The sequence below is a fragment of the Enhygromyxa salina genome (genome assembly GCF_002994635.1).
In the GTDB taxonomy this organism is placed as follows: domain Bacteria; phylum Myxococcota_A; class Polyangia; order Nannocystales; family Nannocystaceae; genus Plesiocystis; species Plesiocystis salina_B.
Genome location: NZ_PVNL01000051.1, coordinates 121,507 through 138,824 on the forward strand (window position 1 = coordinate 121,507; position 17,318 = coordinate 138,824).

Sequence of the window (17,318 nt, forward strand, 5' to 3'; positions counted from 1 at the left end):
ATGCGGTCCTCGTTTGACGTGATCGTCGTTGGTGGCGGCCCGGCGGGCTCGTGCGTCGCCAACTTGCTGGGTCAAGCTGGGGTCTCGGTCGTGGTCTTGGAGCGCGAGCGCTTCCCTCGCTTTCACATCGGCGAGTCGCTGCTGCCAACCGAGCTCGCGGTGCTCGAGCGGCTCGGCGTCGATCTCGACGCGCTCGGCTGCCTGCGCAAGCGGGGCGCGGTGTTCATCGACGAGCGCGCCGGTCGTCGCGGGTGTTTCTCGTTCGACGAAGGGCTGCCGGGCACCCCCGACCACGCGCACCACGTCGAGCGGGCCAGCTTTGATCTCGCGCTGCTGCAGACCGCCGAGCGGGCGGGCGCCGAGATCCGCCAGCGCCACGAGGTCGTCGGCGTCGAGCTCGATGATCCGAGCGGCGTGGGGGTGAGCGTGCGGGATCTCGACGGCGATCCAGATCCGATCGAGCTGCGTGGTCGCTACCTGATCGACGCGACCGGTCAGCAGGCCCTGCTCGCGCGCCGGGCCAAGACCGTGGCGCCGTTCCGCGAGTTCGGACGCGCCGCCGTGTTTCGCCTGTACGAGGGCCTCGCGCCCGAGATCAACGCCGAGCTGCACGAGCGCGGCGACGTGTTGATCCTGGTCGTGGACGACGGATGGATCTGGGGGATCCCCCTGGCCTCGGGCGATCTGAGCGTGGGGATCGTCAAGACCAAGGGCAAGGTCGAGCCTGCGCTGCTGGATCGAGCCGTCGCCGACTCACCCTTGCTCTCGCGGCTCACCGCGGGCGCCAGCCCTGGCGAGATCCGGATGATCGGGAACTACTCCTATCGCAACACCGCCCCCTACGGACGGCGCTATGCGTGCATCGGCGACGCCGCGTGCTTCTTGGATCCCGTGTTTTCCTCTGGGGTCGCGCTGGCGCTAGCGAGCGGCGAGAAGCTCGCTGATCTGCTCGAGCCGGCGCTGCGCGAGGGTCGCGAGCACGAGCCGGCGCTGATGGTCCCGCTCGGCGAACACATGGCGCCAGCCTACGCCGCGTTCGAGCGCTTCATCCATCGCTTCTATCACACGCGGTTGGTCGACAACGTGCTGCTCGCCGAGCGCGATCGCAGCCACGGGCTTCGCAGCGGTGTGATCTCGGTGCTGGCCGCCGACGTGTGGCGCGACGACAACCCGTTCCAGAACATGCTCATGCGCGCCCGCCGGGTCACGTAGTCACGCAGACGGGTCGAGCCAGGTCAGCTCGAACGGGTGATCGTGGGGCAGGAACACGACGCCGAGCAGATCGGCGGGGGCGACAGCGTGCTCGCCCACGGCAACCCCGGCGCGGGTGCGAATGCCTCCGTCGAGACCGATCGAGCCGCACCCGAACGGGGAGTGCAGCAGCTTGTCCGCGTCGGGCAGCATGGCCGCGAGCTCGGGGTCGGGCCGCGGGATCGGATCTTCGAATTCGCACATGCCGTGGTTGCGCTCCCAGCTGCAGCAGCGGTAGCCGACCCGCAGGCGCGCGCCCGCTTCTGCGTGCCAGGTGATCGCAAATCCACGAGCGTCGGCGAGGGTGCGGGGCGCGTCGCGGCGGGTGCAGGCGCCGTGCTCGGGCTCGTCGCGGGTCATGCTCTGGCTGGGCTCGAGCAGCCACTGGTCGGGCCGAGCGGGCTCGCTGGTGCGCAGGTCGATCGTCCGGTAGCTGAGCACGCCGACCTGGGCTGGATCGACGCCCTCGGTGCGGGCGCGCCAGGCCAGCAGCGGGCCGATCGCGGTCATCAGGGACAGCGTCGACTCGAGCGCGACCGTCTGACCTTCGAACTGTCCGGTGCAGGCCGGCGTGGCTTCGACCAGCGGCTGATCCAGCCCGTCGGGCAGGCGTCGGGTCGAGATCACGTCTTGCTCGCAGCTGAGCGACTGGCCGGACTCGCCGTAGAGGCTGACCGGATCGAAGCCGAGGCGCTCGACGCGAAGCGCGAACAGCTGATCGGCGGTGCCGACCACGAGGCCGCGATGGGTGTCCGCCGAGATCAGCGCCTCGCGATCCCAGCGAAGCTCGTGGGTCAGCGGTCCTCGGGCGCTGCGCTCGGTCACCAGGGCGCGACACAGACCCGAGTCAGTCTCGCTTGCGGGGGCGGGCGTCAGCGCTGGTTCGATCGGGCCGTCGATCGTCGCGGGCGGCAGGCAGCCGACGCTGAGCTCGGCGAGCAGCGCGGCCCCGATCGCGGCGGTCACCCTGCGCCTCATCGCCCCCTACTTTGGCCTTATCGCCGCGCGAACGCGAATTGAACCGATCGGCGGCTGCGCCGACTGGCTGTCCGTGACTTCCACAGGCGCTCTGCACTTCGCCGACTGCACCGACTGCAGCCGCTGTGCGACCGGTCGTCTAGCTCCGGTTGCGCTCGCACGCCGCGAGGCGGGCGGCTTCGAGCCGCTCGGCCAGCAGATCACGGATCTGTGTGGTCAGCTCGCGGGAGCTCTGCCCGGCCGTGGGGATCGCGGGCAGCAGCTTGAGCGCGAACCGCGGCACCTCAGTGGGCATGTGGTGCCACTTGTCACCCTTCTTGAGCACCGGTGGATCGCTGAGCACGAAGATCGGCACGATCGGCGCGCCCGCACGGATCGCCGCCTCGGCAGCGCCCCGACGAAAGCGCCGCAGCCGCCACGCGGGGGACCGTGTCCCCTCGGGAAACACCAGGACCGAGCGGCCGGCCTTCAGCCGATCCACGAAGGTGTCGAGCACGGCGGTGCTGCCAAACCCCTGGTCCTCGACCTCGGGCCCCTTGAAGTCGCCGCTGGCCTCGAACAGCCGCCGCAGCGACGGAGCCTTGAACAGCGCGGCCTTGACCAGCACCGTCACGCCCGGGAGCGTGGCCTTGATGAACAGAACATCGATCAAGGTGGGGTGATTGGCGGCCAGCACCCACGGCGGGGGTGGGAGCTCGGCGGCCTCGAAGTCGGGCAGCGAAAAATGCATGAGCCCGAGCCGACCCATGCCCTCGATCGCCGCTCGGTAGCAGCGCATCATGAACAGGTCGAGCGCGGCTCGCTGCTCGTCGGGCGGCAGCGCCCGCGTACGCCAGCGATGCAGCGGCAACAGCCCCCAGGCGATCACGCTAGCGCCAAAGTAGAACAGCAGGAACGCGATCCCGGACAGGGGTATGCGAAGGAAGCGAGGCACGGCGGGCGGGCGGATGATTTCACGGCTCGCCGCGGCGGCCAAGCCGGCCGCTCACGACCGCGTGGAGCCACGTTCAGGCCCGAGCTAAAACCAGCCTCGCCCGAGCTGAAAACAGCTGTGGTTTGCTTGGGCCCACAGTGAGACGATGTGGCACGGGCCACGCTAGAGACGAGTTGGATATGAAACAGCGCGACGAGAACATGTTGAACGGCTTACCCGGGACCTTCGCTGTCGCGCTGACCAGTGTCGTGATGCTGGCGGGCTGCGGCCGCCTGGCCGACGTCGGCGAGCGTGAGCCGTTCGGCAGCGACGGGTCCAGTCAGGACGCCGGCGATCAGGACACCGATGGATCCGAGCAAGAGCCGGGCAGCGGCGGGACGATCAGCGAGAGCTGCTACGACGGCGTGCTCGATCCGGGCGAGATCTGCCAGGTCCAGATCCCCGATGATCTCGACGCGGGCGTGGATCCCTGCTCCTTGTCGATCGCGGACTTCGACGCGGACGGCCGCCCGGACCTCGCGGTGCCCAACTCGAATTTCTGGCTAAACCCAGGCGGCACCCACGTCGCCAACGTCCTGCGTGGCTACGGCAACGGCAAGTTCGCGCCCACGGAGCCCTACGACGCGGGCGCGGAGCTGCCGGTCGGCCTCGCGGTCGGCGACTTCGACGGGGACGGGCGCACCGACATGGCCACGGCCAACAACGAGGCGCAGGCCGCCTACGTGCTGCACAACATGGGCGGCGCGGCGATGGGCTTCGCCGCGCCCGACGGCGTGTCCGTCAGCTCGATCGCCAGCTCGATCGCGGCCGGCGACTTCGACGAAGACGGGATCGATGACATGATCGTCAATACCCCCGCCGGGATCGCGCTGCTGCGCGGCGGACCGGGCGGGGCCAGCTGGGTCGGCACGCTCGAGATCGGCGGCGGTCAGTCCATGCACGCCGAGCTCGTCGATCTCGACGCCGATGGTCACCTCGATCTCGCCGCGGCCGTCAGCGACCCGTCGGGCGACCACCGCCTGATGATCTTCCACGGTGCGGGCGACGGCACGTTCGTGGAGTTTGTCGAGCACCAGCTCGGCGGCGATCCCTGGTGGGTCGTGTCGGGTGACCTCAACATGGACGGCGACCTCGATCTCGTGGTCGCGGAGTTTGGGTCGGACCAGGTCTCGATCTTGCTCGGGAACTCGCTCGGGGGGTTCTCGCCGCGGACCCTCATCGACGTGTGTAACGGCCCGCAGTCGGTCGCCGTCGGCGACATGAACAACGACGGCGCCACCGACATCGTCGTCGGGTGCATGGAGAGCGACACCGTCCAGATGTTCGTCCAGCGCGAGGGCGGCGTGTTCGAGCTGACCCGGTGGTGGGCGACCGGGCTGCGGCCGGTGTCCGTCCAGGTGGCTGATCTCAACCTGGACGGTCAGCTGGACATCGCCTGGGCCAACCAGTTCGGGAACAGCGTCGGCCTGGTGATCTCGCGCCTGTAGCGGGTTTGCCGGTCTAGACCGCCAACACGGGCAGCCGGCGCGGGGCAGGCATCGGCTGCAGCTCGGGGCGCGGCTGACCGCAGACCTGGGTCTTCAGGCCGAGATCCTCGATCATCTGAAGGTCGTCCTCGACGCTGCGGTTGGGCGTGGTCAGGAAATCGCCGACCATCATGCCGCTGGCTCCGGCGCTGAACATCATGGGCAGCAGCTGGCCGAGGTGCATGCGGCCGGCGGCGATGAAGATGTTCTGGCGGGGGAGGGCGAGCCGGAAGCAGGCGATGATGCGGAGCATCTGCATGGGCTCGAGCGGCTCGACCTTGGCCAGCGCGGTGCCGTCGATCGAGACCAGGAAATTGAGCGGGACCTCGTCGACGTCGAGCTCGCGCAGGGTGATCGCGAGCTCGGCGCGATCCTCGGGGGCCTCACCCATGCCAAAGATGCCGCCGCAGCAGGTCCGCAGGCCCAGGCGCTTGGCGGTGCGGATCGTCTCGATCCGCTCGTCGTAGGTGTGGGTGGTGACGATCTTCTCGAAGTAGCTGCGGCCGGTCTCGAGGTTGTGGTTGAGCTCGGTCAGGCCGGCGGCTTGCAGCCGGCGCAGGCCGGGCTCGTCGACGAACCCGAGGCTGGCGTGGGCCTCGGTGTGGCCCGCGTCGCGGACGGCGCGGACCGCCTCGACCATGTAGTCGAGGGTCTTGTCGCCGTCGTCCATGCCCCGGGTCGCGGTGACCAGGCCCAACGCGGTGGCGCGCTGCGACAGCGCCTTCTCGCTGGCGGCGACCATCTGGGCGTTGGTCAGGAATTTCTGCGGGGTGATGTGGGTCTCGAAGTGCTTGGACTGGGAACAGAACCCGCAGTCCTCCGTGCAGCCGCCCTGCTTGGCGTTGACGATCGAGCACAGGTGGACCTCGTTGCCAAACCGATCGCGCCGGACCCGATCGGCGGCGGCCATCAGCTCCCAGACCTCGACGTCTTCGCCGAGCCAGGCGGTGAGCGTGGCCTGGTCGAGCGCGGCTGAGTTTCCGGCGAGGATCTGATCGGCGACGGCTGCGGGGCTGCGAGGCTCGGTCATCGCCGCGATGTATAGCCTGGTTTCTCCGACCCCCACAGACTCGTGGATGGCGCGACTCGCTGGGCTGGCGGCCACCCGCTTGCGCAGGGGAGTTCGCACTAGGAGCCATCGGACGTGAATGCTACGTTACCGCGCGATCGGCTGGTGTGGCCGATCCGCGAGACCACCCCGAGACCAGCCATGGATCTGCCTGACAAGGACGCGCCGCTGCCGGAAACCCTGAGTTCGGCGGGCAAGGACGAGACCCTTCACGCGTACCGCGAGATGCTGCGGATCCGCCGGTTCGAGGAGACGGCGGCCCGCGCCTACACGCGCGGCAAGATCAGCGGGTTCTTGCACCTCTACATCGGTCAAGAAGCGATCGCGGTCGGCACTAGCCTCGCGATGCAGCCCGGCGATCGGATCGTGTCGACCTACCGCGACCACGGCTTCGCGCTCGCGCAGGGCTGCGACGCCAACGCCTGCATGGCCGAGATGTTCGGCAAGAAGACCGGGCTGGTCGGCGGGGTCGGCGGGTCCATGCACTTCTTCGAGCGCGACAAGGGCATGTGGGGCGGCTACGCGATCGTCGGCAACCACATCCCGATCGCGGCGGGGCACGCGTTCGCGTCCAAGTACCTGGGCGATGGCGCGGTCACGATCTGCTTCTTGGGCGACGGCGCGGTCGGGATCGGGCCCACGCACGAGGGCATGACGCTCGCGGGGCTGTGGGATCTGCCGGTCGTGTTCGTGGTCGAGAACAACCGCTACTCGATGGGCACGCCGCTCGAGCGGACCTTGCCAGCGGCCGACATCACCTCGCGCGCGCCCGGCTACGGCATGGTCGGCGATCGCTTCACCGTCGAAGATCCATTCCAGGTCCGCGACCGGATCGGGGCGGCGATCCGCCGGGCCCGCGAGGAGTCGCAGCCGACCCTGGTCGAGATCCTCACCTACCGGTTTCGGGGCCACAGCATGTCGGATCCAGCCAAATATCGGGGCAAGGGCGAGCTCGAGGCGTTCCGCGCCAGCGACCCATTCGAGCGCGCGAACCGGGCCTTGCTCGAGCTTCACGGCATGACCGAGGAGCAGCTCGAGGCGATCGACGACGAGGTCATCGCCGAGATGGACGCCGCCGCCGAGTTCGCGGATCAATCGCCGCAGCCCGACCCCGACTACCGATTCGAGAACATCATGATCGAAGGAGAGGGCTGAGCCATGCCGACGCTACAGATCCGCGAGGCGATCCGCGAAGCGATGCGCGAGGAGATGGTCCGGGACGACAAGGTGTTCTTGATGGGCGAGGAGGTCGGCCACTACCAGGGCGCCTACAAGTGCTCACAGGGGCTGCTCGAGCAATTTGGCGAGAAGCGCGTGGTCGACACGCCGATCACCGAGACCGGGTTCGCCGGCGTCGGGATCGGGGCGGCGATGTGCGGGCTGCGGCCGATCATCGAGTTCATGACCTTCAACTTCTCGGCGGTCGCCTTCGATCAGATCCTCAACAACGCGGCCAAGATCCACCACATGACCGGCGGCCAGTTCTCGGTCCCGATCGTGTTTCGTGGGCCCAACGCGGCGGCGCACATGCTCGGCTCGACCCACAGCCAGGCGTTTGACAGCTTCTACGCTCACATTCCGGGCCTCAAGGTCGTGTCCGTGGCCACGCCCTACGACGCCAAGGGTCTGCTCAAGTCGGCGATCCGCGATCCGAACCCGGTGATCTTCTTCGAGTCGGAGCTGATGTACTCGGTCCGCGGTGAGGTCCCCGAGGAGGAGTACCTGATCCCGATCGGCGAGGCCGACATCAAGCGTCCGGGCGACGACGTCACGCTGCTGTGCTGGGGCCAGTCGGTCCCGACCGCGCTCGCCGCCGCCGAGCTCGCGCAGGAGCACAGCGATCTGTCGGCCGAGGTGATCGATCTCCGCACGCTGCGTCCGCTCGACACCGAGGCGATCATCGCCAGCGTCAAGAAGACCAACCGGGTCGTGATCGCCGAGCACGGCTGGCCCTACGGCGGCGTAGGTGCCGAGCTCGTCGATCGGATCCAGCGCCTCGCGTTCGACTGGCTCGACGCCCCGGTCGCGCGGGTCTGCTACGACGACATCCCGTTCGCCTACGCGGAGAACCTCGAGCACCTGAGCATCCCGCAGCCGGAAGATGTCCACGCCGCGCTGCGCCAAGTCGCCTACCGCGACTGAGCGACCACGACCGAACCTTCAGCGAGCACAGCCATGGCCACCATCGTCGAACTCCCCCGTCTCAGTGACACCATGGAAGAGGGCGTCGTCGCCAAGTGGCGCGTCGCCGTCGGTGACAAGGTCAAGCGCGGCCAGATCATCGCCGAGATCGAGACCGACAAGGCGACCATGGAGTTCGAGTCGTTCGACTCGGGCTACGTGCTCGCGCTGGTCGCCGAGGAGGGCGAGGCGCTGCCGCTCGGCGCCCCGATCGCGGTGTTCGGCAAGGAGGGCGAGGATCCCCAGGCCGCGCTCGCCAGCGCCTCGTCGGGTGGTCCAGCGCCAGCCGAGCGGGCGGCGGCCGAGGCCAAGGCGGACGAGCGCGCCCACGCCGAGGCGCCCGAACCGAGCGGCGACGAAGCTGAAGCGTCCGAGGCCCCGGCGCCGGATGCCGCCCCGAAGCGCGAGTCGGCCCCCGCGGCGGCCGAGCGGGTGAGCCTCGACGCCGACTCGCAGCGGATCCCCGCCTCGCCGATCGCCCGGCGGCTGGCCCGCGAGCATGACCTCGAGCTCACCGCGATCGCGGGCAGCGGCCCGCACGGGCGAGTCATCAAGGCCGACGTCGAGCGCGCCGCGGCCGAGGGGACGGCCAAGCGTGGCGCGGCTGCGAGTCCGGCAGCCGGATCAGCCCCCGGCACGCTGAGCACCGAGTCCGACGCGTGGGGTCGCCCCTACGTCTCGCGCCCCGACGAGCACGTGCGCCTCAACCAGATGCGCAAAGCGATCGCGCGGCGCATGACCCAGTCGAAGCAAGAAGTCCCGCACTACTACCTCACGCTCGAGGTCGACATGGGCCGGGCGATCGGGTTTCGGGCCGACTACAACGCAGCGATTGCGCCGGCCAAGATCTCGTTCAACGATCTGATCGTCAAGGCCGTGGCCCGAGCGCTGCGCGAGTTCCCGGCGGTCAACGTCAGCTTCGCGGGCGCCGAGTTCATCCGTCGCGGCGACGTTCACGTCGGTGTCGCGGTCGCCGTCGACGATGGGTTGATCGTCCCGGTCATTCGCTTCGCCGATCAAAAGAGCCTGGAGTCGATCTCCAGTGAGTCACGCGATCTCGGCGGGCGGGCGCGCAGCAAGCAGCTGCGGCCCGAGGAGATGAGTGGGGGCACGTTTACGGTCAGCAACCTGGGGATGTTTGGGATCCAGGAGTTTGCCGCCGTCATCAACCCCGGCGAGCCGGGCATCCTCGCGGTCGGGGCGATCGAGCCGCGCGCGGTCGTGGTCGACGGCCAGGTCGCCGTTCGCCAGCGCATGACCATGACGATCTCTGCGGACCACCGGGTCACCGACGGGGCCCTCGCGGCGCAGTGGCTGAACCTGGTCAAGGGCTACCTCGAGAACCCGCTCTCGATGCTGGCTGATCCAAAGTAGGCGTCGGGTAGCTCGTCTGATCGTCTGATTGTCTGATCGAAGGATCACTAGGACGGGGGTCGATGGCGCCCGGAGCTGCCCTCGCGCTGGAAAACCAGGTGTCTCTCCGTAAGCGCACACTGCGCCTGCGTTGACTGTGGGGCCTGGTTGGTGCTGGCGGACGGCCTGGCTCAGCGGCGGGGTAGGATCGCAGGACACTGTCGCAGCTCGCAACACGTTGACCACGACGCGAGCGTGGCCAAATCCCACATACGCACCGCCGCTAACCCATGCTAAGACTCTCCGCATAGTGAGGGATGTGATGACCCGGACTGCTCTCGAGATCTCCCTAGCCATTGGTCTTTCCGCCGCGCTCGCGCTGCCCACCGTCTTGCTGTCGAGCGAGGCCAAGGCCGAGGGTCCCGGCGACGGCACGGACGCACCGATCATCGTGGTCACGCCCGCGCCCGCGCCGACACCACCACCGCCGCCGCCGCCCGTCTATCAGACCGCCGTGCCTGGCTCGATGGCGCCCTCGCCGATGATCGTCAACCCGCGGATCGCCGCGCTCAAGCAGCAGCGCAACTCCGGGCTCGGCATGACGATCTCGGGCTACACGATGTTCGGGACCAGCTACCTGATCTCGGCGCTGGTCGGCACCATCTCCCTCGACTACGCAGCCGACGTGGGCGGCACCGGCACCTACGGTCGGCGCATGTTGATCCCGATCGCCGGCCCGTTCATGGCGATCCCGCGGGCCGACTCGGCCACTGGCGGGCTGTTCACCGGGTTCTTGGGCGTCGTTCAGATCGGCGGCTTCGTGCTCGGCACGGCGGGCGCGATCAAGTTTGGCCGGGCCAACCGACAGCTGCGGCTCTCGGCCGACACCGGCGGCTTGAAGCTTCAGTTTTAGCCGCAGGCCAGCCCTCGTGGCTTGGGGAACGCGTATGGACTCGAATCTGCACGACAAATGCGGGCTGTCCTGAGGTAGATAGCCGCCGTCCGTGTTTGTCCCGTTTGATCCTCAACCCCCGGCCGCCAGCTTGCCGGAGCTGTTCCCCTCGCCGTTTCGGCCTGGCCCGCCGCATCCACTCGCCGCGCTCGCGGCCGCGCAGACCCAAGCCGCCCTGGGGTCGATGTCGTGGCTCGAGCCACAGATGTTCGAGGGCTCGCTGGGCGGCAAGATGATCGGCGTGCTCGTGATGCGGCACGCCGATGGTCGGGTGGGTTACCTGCGCGGGTTTGCGGGGATGCTGGGCGGCCAGCATGAGGTCCATGGGTTCGTGCCGCCGACCTTCGATGTCGCTCGCTACGCGGGGCTATGGGACCAAGGGGGCGGGCAGATTAGCGCCCTCGACGTCGAGATCAAGGCGCTGCGCCGCGCGGCGTCACCCGATCCGGCGGCGCAAGAGCGCTTGCGAGACACCGTGCAGGCCCAGCGGGAGCTGTCGCGCGGGCTGCATGCCGAGCTGCTCGACACCTACCTGATCCCCAACGCGCGCGGCGAGCAAACCCAGCTGTGCGCGCTGTTTGATCCGTTCCCGCCACCGGGCGGCTCGGGCGACTGCGCGGCGCCGAAGCTGCTGACCCGGGCCTACGCGCTCGGCGGGCGTCCGCTGGCCTTGGCCGAGTTTTGGTGGGGTGGATCGCCGCCCGGCGGCGGGCGCCAACACGGCGTGTTCTATCCGGCGTGCCGGGGCCGCTGCGCGAAGCTGCTGCCGTTCATGCTCGAAGGCTTGGACTGCGAGCCGGCGCCCGATGTCGGAATTGAGCCGGTGAGCGCGGACGCCCCGTGGGTCGTGTATGAGGACGACGCGATCCTGGTCGTCGAGAAGCCGCACGGGCTGCTGTCGGTGCCCGGTCGGGGCCCGCGGCGCCGGGACAGCGTCGAGGTTCGCCTGCAGCAACGCGCCGGGCTCGAGGACGAGAGCTGGCCGCGCCTGGTCCATCGCCTGGACGTCGCAACCTCGGGCTTGTTGATCGCGGCCAAGCACAAGCCGGCCTACGTCGCGATGCAGCGACAGTTCTCGACGCGGGCGATCGACAAGCGCTACGAGGCGCTGGTGTGCGGCTCGGTCTCGGGCGACAAAGGGGTGATCGAGCTCGCGCTCGCCCGTGATCTCGCGGATCGGCCCCGCCAGATCCACGACCCGGTCGAAGGCAAGCCCGCCCTCACGCACTGGACAGTCCTCGAGCGCGGGCCCGAGACCACCCGCGTCGCGCTGTACCCGAAGACCGGGCGCACCCACCAGCTGCGGCTGCACGCGTCCCACCCCAAGGGCCTCGACGCGCCGATCGTTGGCGACTTGCTGTATGGGTTTGGCGGCGGACGGCTGATGCTGCACGCGGCGTCGGTTGGGTTTCTCCACCCCAAGACCGGCGAGCCGCTCGAGTTCAGCTCGACCTGCCCGTTTTAGGTGTACATATTCGAGCATCTCGTAGCTTGGACCTATTCACCCTACCTCAGGTGCGGCTGTTCCATCCAAATGGGCTACATCACAACAGGAGCGGTATTGTTCAAGTGTGTGGATTCTGTATCTTAAAATGCGGGTTGAGCTCATCCTGATCGGATGAGGAAAACACAGTGGATCACGATGTTGCCGATGCTGACCGTGTCGGCGCTGCTTCTCCCTGGTTGTGACTGGCAACCAGGGGCGCCTGCCGGCCAACCAGCCGACGGAGGCGATGTGAACGACGGCGACGACGATGACGACGATGACGACGACGACGACGACGACGACGACGACGACGACGACGACGACGACGACGACGACGACGACGGGGACGACGACGGAGATAGCGGACAGTCGGACAGCGGAGGCACGGACGGAGGCGGTGTGTGTGGCGACGGGCAGATCGACGAGGGCGAGGAGTGTGACGATCAAAATGACGACAACACTGACGCCTGTCTCAGCACTTGCGTAGCCGCGAGCTGCGGCGACGGCCACGTCTGGGCTGGCGAGGAGCAGTGCGATCCGCTACGCGACTACTCGCTCCCGGTCGACGAGGAGGACGACGGCTGCACGGATACCTGCACCTTCGACGTGTGCACGTGGGACACGCACAACCTCGTGTTCCCGCTGTTCGTGTTCCCGGGCGAGGCCGTCCTCGGTGAGGTCGCGTTCGACCGCGACTGCAACCTCGTGGTCCACGGTGGCGAAGAGAGCGACTTTATCTATCGCGTGTCCGGGGTCGACGGGAGCGTGACCACGATCCCCACGCCCCCGATGACCTACATGGCCGGCATGACCTATCGCAAGAGTGACGATCGCGTCTACTTTTACGGGACCACGTTCTTGGAAGACGACGTCTTGTATGCGCTCGATGATCAGGATCAGGTTCACGAGGTCATGACGCTGCCGAACCCCATGGTTCTGTTCAGTCTGGAGTTCGCGCCGGACAGCTTCGGCGACTTCGGTGGCCAGCTGATTGGGGCTGAGGCCGGGTACAGCTACGATCCAAGGCATCTGGTGGCGATCGATCTCGAGACCGCGACCATCACGCCCTTCGCCACCACGCCCGGATTCCTGACGGGTCTCGAGTTCGGCCACGACGGCACCCTGCACGTGCTCGAGTACTCGGCCGGCCGGGTGTCGACTGTCACACCCGAAGGCGTGTTCACGACCCTGGTCTCGGGCCTCGATCGGCCGAACGGCAATGCGCTCGCGCCCGACGGCGCACGGCTGTTTGTCGCGCACCGCCAGGGCGGCCAGCGCATCGACCACGTCGAGCTCCCTGGCGGGCAGCTGACGCCCGGGGTTGCGACCCCGATCATGTATGCGCTTGGCGCGACTGGCATGGTCGTCGACGGCGCCAACCACGTGCTCCACATGCAGTACGACGAACAGCTCAATGGCGCGGTGATCCAGCTGTACGAGCCCTGATCGCGGAGAGGGCCGCGGGGTTCGAACAGGTAGCCTGTTCGAGCCCGATTCCCGAGCTTACTCCCGAGTTTACTCCCGAGGTTACTCCCGAGGTTACTCCCGAGGCTACTCGTAGTGCACTCGGGACAGGCGCAGCTCCGACTGGAACACGCTGGGCTTGTAGATCGAGCTACCCAGCAACATCCGCACGCAGTCCTGCAGGCCTTCCGTGATCGCAGGGTGGGGGTGGTACAGCTCCGCGAGCTCGCGGGCCGAGCGACCATGCTGGATCATCAACGACACCGCCTCGAGCGTGGTCGAAGCGTGAGTCCCGAGCGCTCGCATGCCCAGGATCTTCATCTCGTCGTCGTCGCTGACGAGCAGCTTCACGAACCCCTCCGTGTCGCGCATGGCGATCGCGCGGTTGACCAGGCTGTAGTCATACACGCCCACGCGGTAGGGAATGCGCTGCTCCTGGGCGGCCTGCTCATTGAGGCCGATCGCGGCCACCTCCGGGGCCAGGAACATGATCGTGGCGAGGTTCTCGTAGCTCAGCGCGCCGTCGTGGAGCCCACAGATCCGCTCGGCGGCGTGGCGGCCCTCGATCTCGCCGACGTTGACCAGCGCGATGTGCTGGGTGACGTCGCCGGCCGCGAAGATGTGCGGGACGTTGGTGCGGGTGTCCTCGTCGAGCACGTGGCCCTGCGGACTGAGCTCGACGCCGGCCTTGTCGAGCGCGAGCGACTCCGTGTTGGGCACGCGCCCGACGGAGATCAGCGCCTTCTCGACCCGGATGGTCTCGCGTCCGCCGGTCGCGTGCTCGATCGTGTACTCGACGACGCCGTCATGGACGTCGCCGTGATCGGGGGGGATCCGCTTCATCGAGACGAGCTTGGCCTGGTGGTGGATCGTCACCCCCGCGGCCTCGAGGTTGTTGGCGCACAAGTTGGCGATGTCGGCGTCCTCGAACGGCAGGATCCGCGGCGCCCGGTCGATCAGGTAGACCTTGGTGCGTCCGTAGTTGGCGAAGATCGTTGCGAACTCGCAGCCGACCACGCCGGCGCCGAGGATCACCAGCGATCGCGGAAACGCCTTCAGCGTGCCGATGTGGTCCGAGGTGATGATCGACCGCCCGTCGACCTCGATGCCAGGGAGATCGCGGGGCCGTGAGCCGGTGGCGATCACGAAGTGCTTGGCGTTGAGTCGCCAGCTCTGACCCGCGCCCGTGCCCTCGACCTGCAGGTGGTGCGCGTCGAGGAACCGCGCGGTGCCGTTGAAGTGGCGGATGCTGCCGGGACAGCCGGGCTGCGGCTGAGCCAGGGCTTCGAGCTGGCGGGCGATCTGTCGGGCTTTCTCGTTGCACGCCTGATCGACCACGGCGCTGACGCGATCGAAGTCGACCTCGACTTGCTCGGCACGAAACCCGCGATCGCGCCGCTGCGCGTTGCGAAAGTCGCGAGACAGCTCCCAGAATGTCTTGCTCGACAGGGCGCCGTTGAACACGCCAACGCCGCCGAGTGGGCCCTTCTCGATCAGCGCCACGCGCTTGCCAAAGTCCCAGCAGCGCATCGCAGCAGCGAAGCCAGCGGGGCCACCACCGATCACGCACACGTCGAAGTCGGGCACGCGGGCAGGGTACACGCGACGATGGGGTACAGTCACCTCCATGTCGACACTGTTGGCGTTCGCAGCCGCGCGCGAGGGCGCGTGCCTGCAGAGCACGCGACATCCAACGCTCGAGCTCGGGGTTGGGAAGATCGCCGCGACCATGAGCATGACCGCCGCGCTGGCCGGCCCGGCCGAGCAGCGGCCCGACGCCGTGCTGCTATTTGGTGTCGGCGGGGCCTATCCCGAGCGGCACCTGCGTCGCGGCCTCGAGCCGCTCGCGGTGCTCGACGCGTGCATGGTCGTGACGGAGTTCATCGCGGACGACGGGGTCCTGACCCCCTCGGGGTTCCTGGACCTCGGGCACCTCGAGCTCGGCGAGGTCGGGCCGATCCCCTGCGACGCCGGGCTGACCGGAAAGCTCTCGGCAGTGCTCGGGTGCCCGCTGGTCGCCGGGTCGACCGTCAGCACAGGCGCGGGCTCCGACGCGATCTCGCAGGCCTACGCGCTGCGCAGCGGCGCCCAGCTCGAGACGATGGAGGGCGCCGCTGTCGCGGCCGTGTGCCGTCAGTTCGAGGTGCCGATGGCGCAGCTGCGGATCGTCAGCAACCAGACCGGCGACCGCGACAAGGGCGGCTGGAACCTCGAGGGTGCGCTGACGCGGCTCGGCGCGGTGCTCGAGCACGTCATCGCCGCGGACGTGCTGCCCTGAGGGTGATATCTATCGCCCACCATGCCTGAGCTCGACGTCGGCTTCTCGAGCTGTCCCAACGACACGTTCATGTTTCACGGGCTGATGTCCGGGCAGGTCGAGGTCCCGGGCGTGCGCCTGCGGGCGGCGATCGCTGACATCGAGGCGCTCAACCTTCGCGCGCTCGGGCACGGACCTGGGGGCGACCCGCGACTGCCGGTCACCAAGCTGTCCGCTCACGCGCTCGCGCACCTGTGTGATCGCTACACGGTGCTCGGCTCGGGCGCGGCGCTCGGGCGCGGCTGCGGTCCGCTGGTCGTGCGCCGCGAGGCGGACGCCCAGCTCGACGAGCTCGGCGCGCTGCGGGGGCGAACCGTGGCGATCCCCGGCGAGTACACGACCGCGCACCTGCTGCTGCGCACCTTCTTTGCCGAGACCCGCGCCGCGCCGCTGTCGGTCGAGCTCATGCGCTTCGATCAGATCATGCCTGCGGTCGCCGAGGGTCGGGTCGACGCGGGCCTGATCATCCACGAGAGCCGCTTCACCTACCCCGACCACGGCTTGGTCGAGCTCGCGGATCTCGGCGTGCTGTGGGAGCAGGCGACCGGGCTGCCGATCCCGCTGGGCATGATCTGCGCCGAGCGGCGCCTCGCGCCCGCGCTGATCGACGCGCTCGAGCACGGCCTGCGTGACTCGATCGAGCTGGCGTTCGCGGACCCGTCGCGCTCGCGCGCGTGGATCCGCGAGCACGCGCAGGAGCTCGACGACGAGGTCTGCCGCCAGCACATCGAGCTCTACGTCAACGCGTTCAGCGTCGAGCTCGGCGACGAGGGCCGGGCCGCGATCGACGAGCTGCTCGCGCGCGGCCGGGCCAGCGGGTTCTTGCCGCCCGCCGCGAGCCCGTGGCGCTGAGGGTTGGGTTCGCGCGCGCTAGCCGACCTTGTTGGGTGGCAGCGGCCGGCCGTGTTGGTCGAGGGTCTTCCAGAACACCGGCCAGTCCGGGATCTCGACCATCGTCGGCAGCACCTCTTCCCAGTTGTGCGGGTAGGTTCGCTGCAGGAATTCGACGACGGCGCGGGGCGACGGGGCCTCGACGAAGTGGGCCTCGAGCGGCGGGAACTCGTAGCGATACTTCTTCAGCTGCATGCCGGCCCCGTCAGGTGTTTTGTTGGTCCCACAACACCTCGTCGTGACCGAAGCGAGCCGCGGCCGCGCGGGCGATCACGAACAGCCAGTCACTGAGGCGATTGAGGTAGCGCCGGGTCTCGCCGCGGATCGGCTCGTGATCGGCAAGCGCGACCAGCTGTCGCTCTGCGCGACGGCACACGGTCCGCCCGAGGTGGGCCGCGGTCCCGGTCGCGCCGCCACCTGGCAAGATGAAGCTGCGCAGCGGCTCGAGGGCCTCGTTGTAGTGGTCGATCGAGTACTCGAGGGTCTCGATGTGGCGCGCGTCGATCTTCAGGCGCGCGCCGCCGTCGGCCGCGGCCGGGTTGGCGAGCTCGGCCCCGAGGTTGAACAGCTCTTGTTGAACGCGAGCGAGCTCGGCATCTAGCGTGCCGCGAAACTGCTCGTGCGCCGCCGCCTTGGGATCGCGCCCGAGCTCGAGCCGGATCAAGCCGATGACCGCGTTCAGCTCGTCGACCTCACCGTAGGCGCAGACCCGGGCCGAACTCTTGGCCACGGTGTCGCCGTTGGCGAGCATCGTCTGTCCCTCGTCGCCGAAGCGCGTGTAGACCTTGGAGATGTAGACCATGAGGCGGCCGCAGCATAACAGCCAACGGTGTTCGACAAGCCTGCGTGAGTCCCGCGAATGTTGCGCGGCCGCCTCATTGACAGGTCAAACTGGTGGTTTCACGACCACCATCCA

Annotated in this window: 16 protein-coding genes; 10 read left to right on the forward strand and 6 right to left on the reverse strand. The window is 68.5% G+C overall.

What is annotated here, in order from left to right:
* A complete protein-coding gene (locus ENSA7_RS13405; protein ID WP_106089670.1) occupies positions 1 to 1,212 on the forward strand; it encodes an NAD(P)/FAD-dependent oxidoreductase in 1,212 nt (403 codons plus the stop codon).
* On the opposite strand, the gene ENSA7_RS13410 is transcribed toward ENSA7_RS13405, so the two are convergent.
* Together ENSA7_RS13410 and ENSA7_RS13415 are read right to left on the reverse strand one after the other, a co-directional pair.
* Entirely contained in the window at positions 1,213 to 2,229 is a 1,017-nt protein-coding gene (locus tag ENSA7_RS13410; RefSeq protein ID WP_146157653.1) for a hypothetical protein, read from the reverse strand. It lies immediately after the preceding gene.
* A 139-nt stretch (positions 2,230 to 2,368) separates the two neighbouring features.
* Positions 2,369 to 3,163 carry a lysophospholipid acyltransferase family protein gene (locus ENSA7_RS13415; RefSeq protein WP_146157654.1) on the reverse strand — a complete coding sequence of 265 codons (795 nt, stop codon included), beginning with the start codon at positions 3,161 to 3,163 and terminating at the stop codon, positions 2,369 to 2,371.
* Between the two features lie 179 nt (positions 3,164 to 3,342).
* Here ENSA7_RS13415 and ENSA7_RS13420 point away from each other — a divergent pair, with 179 nt between their 5' ends.
* Positions 3,343 to 4,650: an FG-GAP repeat domain-containing protein gene (locus tag ENSA7_RS13420; RefSeq protein ID WP_106089673.1), complete on the forward strand. Its 1,308-nt coding sequence runs from the start codon at positions 3,343 to 3,345 to the stop codon at positions 4,648 to 4,650.
* Between the two features lie 13 nt (positions 4,651 to 4,663).
* Here ENSA7_RS13420 and bioB read toward each other — a convergent pair whose 3' ends face one another.
* Positions 4,664 to 5,719 (reverse strand): biotin synthase BioB, encoded by a 1,056-nt coding sequence (bioB, locus tag ENSA7_RS13425; RefSeq protein ID WP_106089674.1) that lies wholly within the window; start codon positions 5,717 to 5,719, stop codon positions 4,664 to 4,666.
* A 180-nt stretch (positions 5,720 to 5,899) separates the two neighbouring features.
* Here bioB and ENSA7_RS13430 point away from each other — a divergent pair, with 180 nt between their 5' ends.
* The 6 genes from ENSA7_RS13430 to ENSA7_RS13460 all read left to right on the forward strand — a co-directional run bounded on the left by ENSA7_RS13430 (position 5,900) and on the right by ENSA7_RS13460 (position 13,176).
* Positions 5,900 to 6,913, forward strand: a complete 1,014-nt coding sequence (locus tag ENSA7_RS13430; protein WP_106089675.1) for a thiamine pyrophosphate-dependent dehydrogenase E1 component subunit alpha — start codon at positions 5,900 to 5,902, stop codon at positions 6,911 to 6,913.
* A gap of 3 nt (positions 6,914 to 6,916) precedes the next feature.
* Positions 6,917 to 7,900, forward strand: a complete 984-nt coding sequence (locus tag ENSA7_RS13435; RefSeq protein WP_106089676.1) for a pyruvate dehydrogenase complex E1 component subunit beta — start codon at positions 6,917 to 6,919, stop codon at positions 7,898 to 7,900.
* A 33-nt stretch (positions 7,901 to 7,933) separates the two neighbouring features.
* Positions 7,934 to 9,313, forward strand: coding sequence for a dihydrolipoamide acetyltransferase family protein (locus tag ENSA7_RS13440; RefSeq protein WP_106089677.1), 1,380 nt, complete (start codon positions 7,934 to 7,936; stop codon positions 9,311 to 9,313).
* 301 nt (positions 9,314 to 9,614) lie between these two features.
* The gene (locus ENSA7_RS13445) at positions 9,615 to 10,205 is read left to right on the forward strand and encodes a hypothetical protein (RefSeq protein ID WP_146157655.1); all 591 of its coding nucleotides are present in this window, start codon (positions 9,615 to 9,617) and stop codon (positions 10,203 to 10,205) included.
* 91 nt (positions 10,206 to 10,296) lie between these two features.
* On the forward strand, positions 10,297 to 11,709 hold the full coding sequence (locus ENSA7_RS13450) for an RluA family pseudouridine synthase (RefSeq protein WP_106089679.1): 1,413 nt from the start codon (positions 10,297 to 10,299) through the stop codon (positions 11,707 to 11,709).
* 153 nt (positions 11,710 to 11,862) lie between these two features.
* Positions 11,863 to 13,176: an NHL repeat-containing protein gene (locus tag ENSA7_RS13460; protein ID WP_244923791.1), complete on the forward strand. Its 1,314-nt coding sequence runs from the start codon at positions 11,863 to 11,865 to the stop codon at positions 13,174 to 13,176.
* Between the two features lie 105 nt (positions 13,177 to 13,281).
* On the opposite strand, the gene ENSA7_RS13465 is transcribed toward ENSA7_RS13460, so the two are convergent.
* A complete protein-coding gene (locus tag ENSA7_RS13465; protein WP_106089682.1) occupies positions 13,282 to 14,781 on the reverse strand; it encodes a dihydrolipoyl dehydrogenase family protein in 1,500 nt (499 codons plus the stop codon).
* A 40-nt stretch (positions 14,782 to 14,821) separates the two neighbouring features.
* On the opposite strand from ENSA7_RS13465, the gene ENSA7_RS13470 reads away from it, so the two are divergent.
* The gene (locus ENSA7_RS13470) at positions 14,822 to 15,472 is read left to right on the forward strand and encodes a phosphorylase family protein (RefSeq protein WP_106089683.1); all 651 of its coding nucleotides are present in this window, start codon (positions 14,822 to 14,824) and stop codon (positions 15,470 to 15,472) included.
* A 21-nt stretch (positions 15,473 to 15,493) separates the two neighbouring features.
* Positions 15,494 to 16,363 carry a 1,4-dihydroxy-6-naphtoate synthase gene (locus ENSA7_RS13475; protein ID WP_106089684.1) on the forward strand — a complete coding sequence of 290 codons (870 nt, stop codon included), beginning with the start codon at positions 15,494 to 15,496 and terminating at the stop codon, positions 16,361 to 16,363.
* A gap of 18 nt (positions 16,364 to 16,381) precedes the next feature.
* Here ENSA7_RS13475 and ENSA7_RS13480 read toward each other — a convergent pair whose 3' ends face one another.
* Entirely contained in the window at positions 16,382 to 16,597 is a 216-nt protein-coding gene (locus ENSA7_RS13480; RefSeq protein WP_106089685.1) for a hypothetical protein, read from the reverse strand.
* Positions 16,598 to 16,607: 10 nt separating this feature from the next.
* Positions 16,608 to 17,204 (reverse strand): cob(I)yrinic acid a,c-diamide adenosyltransferase, encoded by a 597-nt coding sequence (locus ENSA7_RS13485; protein ID WP_106089686.1) that lies wholly within the window; start codon positions 17,202 to 17,204, stop codon positions 16,608 to 16,610.
* Between the last annotated feature and the right edge of the window lie 114 nt (positions 17,205 to 17,318).

Coding starts and splice junctions, on each gene's coding strand:
- ENSA7_RS13405 (WP_106089670.1), top strand. CDS start 1: ATGCGGTCCTCGTTTGACGTGATCGTCGTTGGTGGCGGCCCGGCGGGC.
- ENSA7_RS13410 (WP_146157653.1), bottom strand. CDS start 2,229: ATGAGGCGCAGGGTGACCGCCGCGATCGGGGCCGCGCTGCTCGCCGAG.
- ENSA7_RS13420 (WP_106089673.1), top strand. CDS start 3,343: ATGAAACAGCGCGACGAGAACATGTTGAACGGCTTACCCGGGACCTTC.
- bioB (WP_106089674.1), bottom strand. CDS start 5,719: ATGACCGAGCCTCGCAGCCCCGCAGCCGTCGCCGATCAGATCCTCGCC.
- ENSA7_RS13430 (WP_106089675.1), top strand. CDS start 5,900: ATGGATCTGCCTGACAAGGACGCGCCGCTGCCGGAAACCCTGAGTTCG.
- ENSA7_RS13435 (WP_106089676.1), top strand. CDS start 6,917: ATGCCGACGCTACAGATCCGCGAGGCGATCCGCGAAGCGATGCGCGAG.
- ENSA7_RS13440 (WP_106089677.1), top strand. CDS start 7,934: ATGGCCACCATCGTCGAACTCCCCCGTCTCAGTGACACCATGGAAGAG.
- ENSA7_RS13445 (WP_146157655.1), top strand. CDS start 9,615: ATGACCCGGACTGCTCTCGAGATCTCCCTAGCCATTGGTCTTTCCGCC.
- ENSA7_RS13460 (WP_244923791.1), top strand. CDS start 11,863: ATGAGGAAAACACAGTGGATCACGATGTTGCCGATGCTGACCGTGTCG.
- ENSA7_RS13470 (WP_106089683.1), top strand. CDS start 14,822: ATGTCGACACTGTTGGCGTTCGCAGCCGCGCGCGAGGGCGCGTGCCTG.
- ENSA7_RS13475 (WP_106089684.1), top strand. CDS start 15,494: ATGCCTGAGCTCGACGTCGGCTTCTCGAGCTGTCCCAACGACACGTTC.
- ENSA7_RS13480 (WP_106089685.1), bottom strand. CDS start 16,597: ATGCAGCTGAAGAAGTATCGCTACGAGTTCCCGCCGCTCGAGGCCCAC.
- ENSA7_RS13485 (WP_106089686.1), bottom strand. CDS start 17,204: ATGGTCTACATCTCCAAGGTCTACACGCGCTTCGGCGACGAGGGACAG.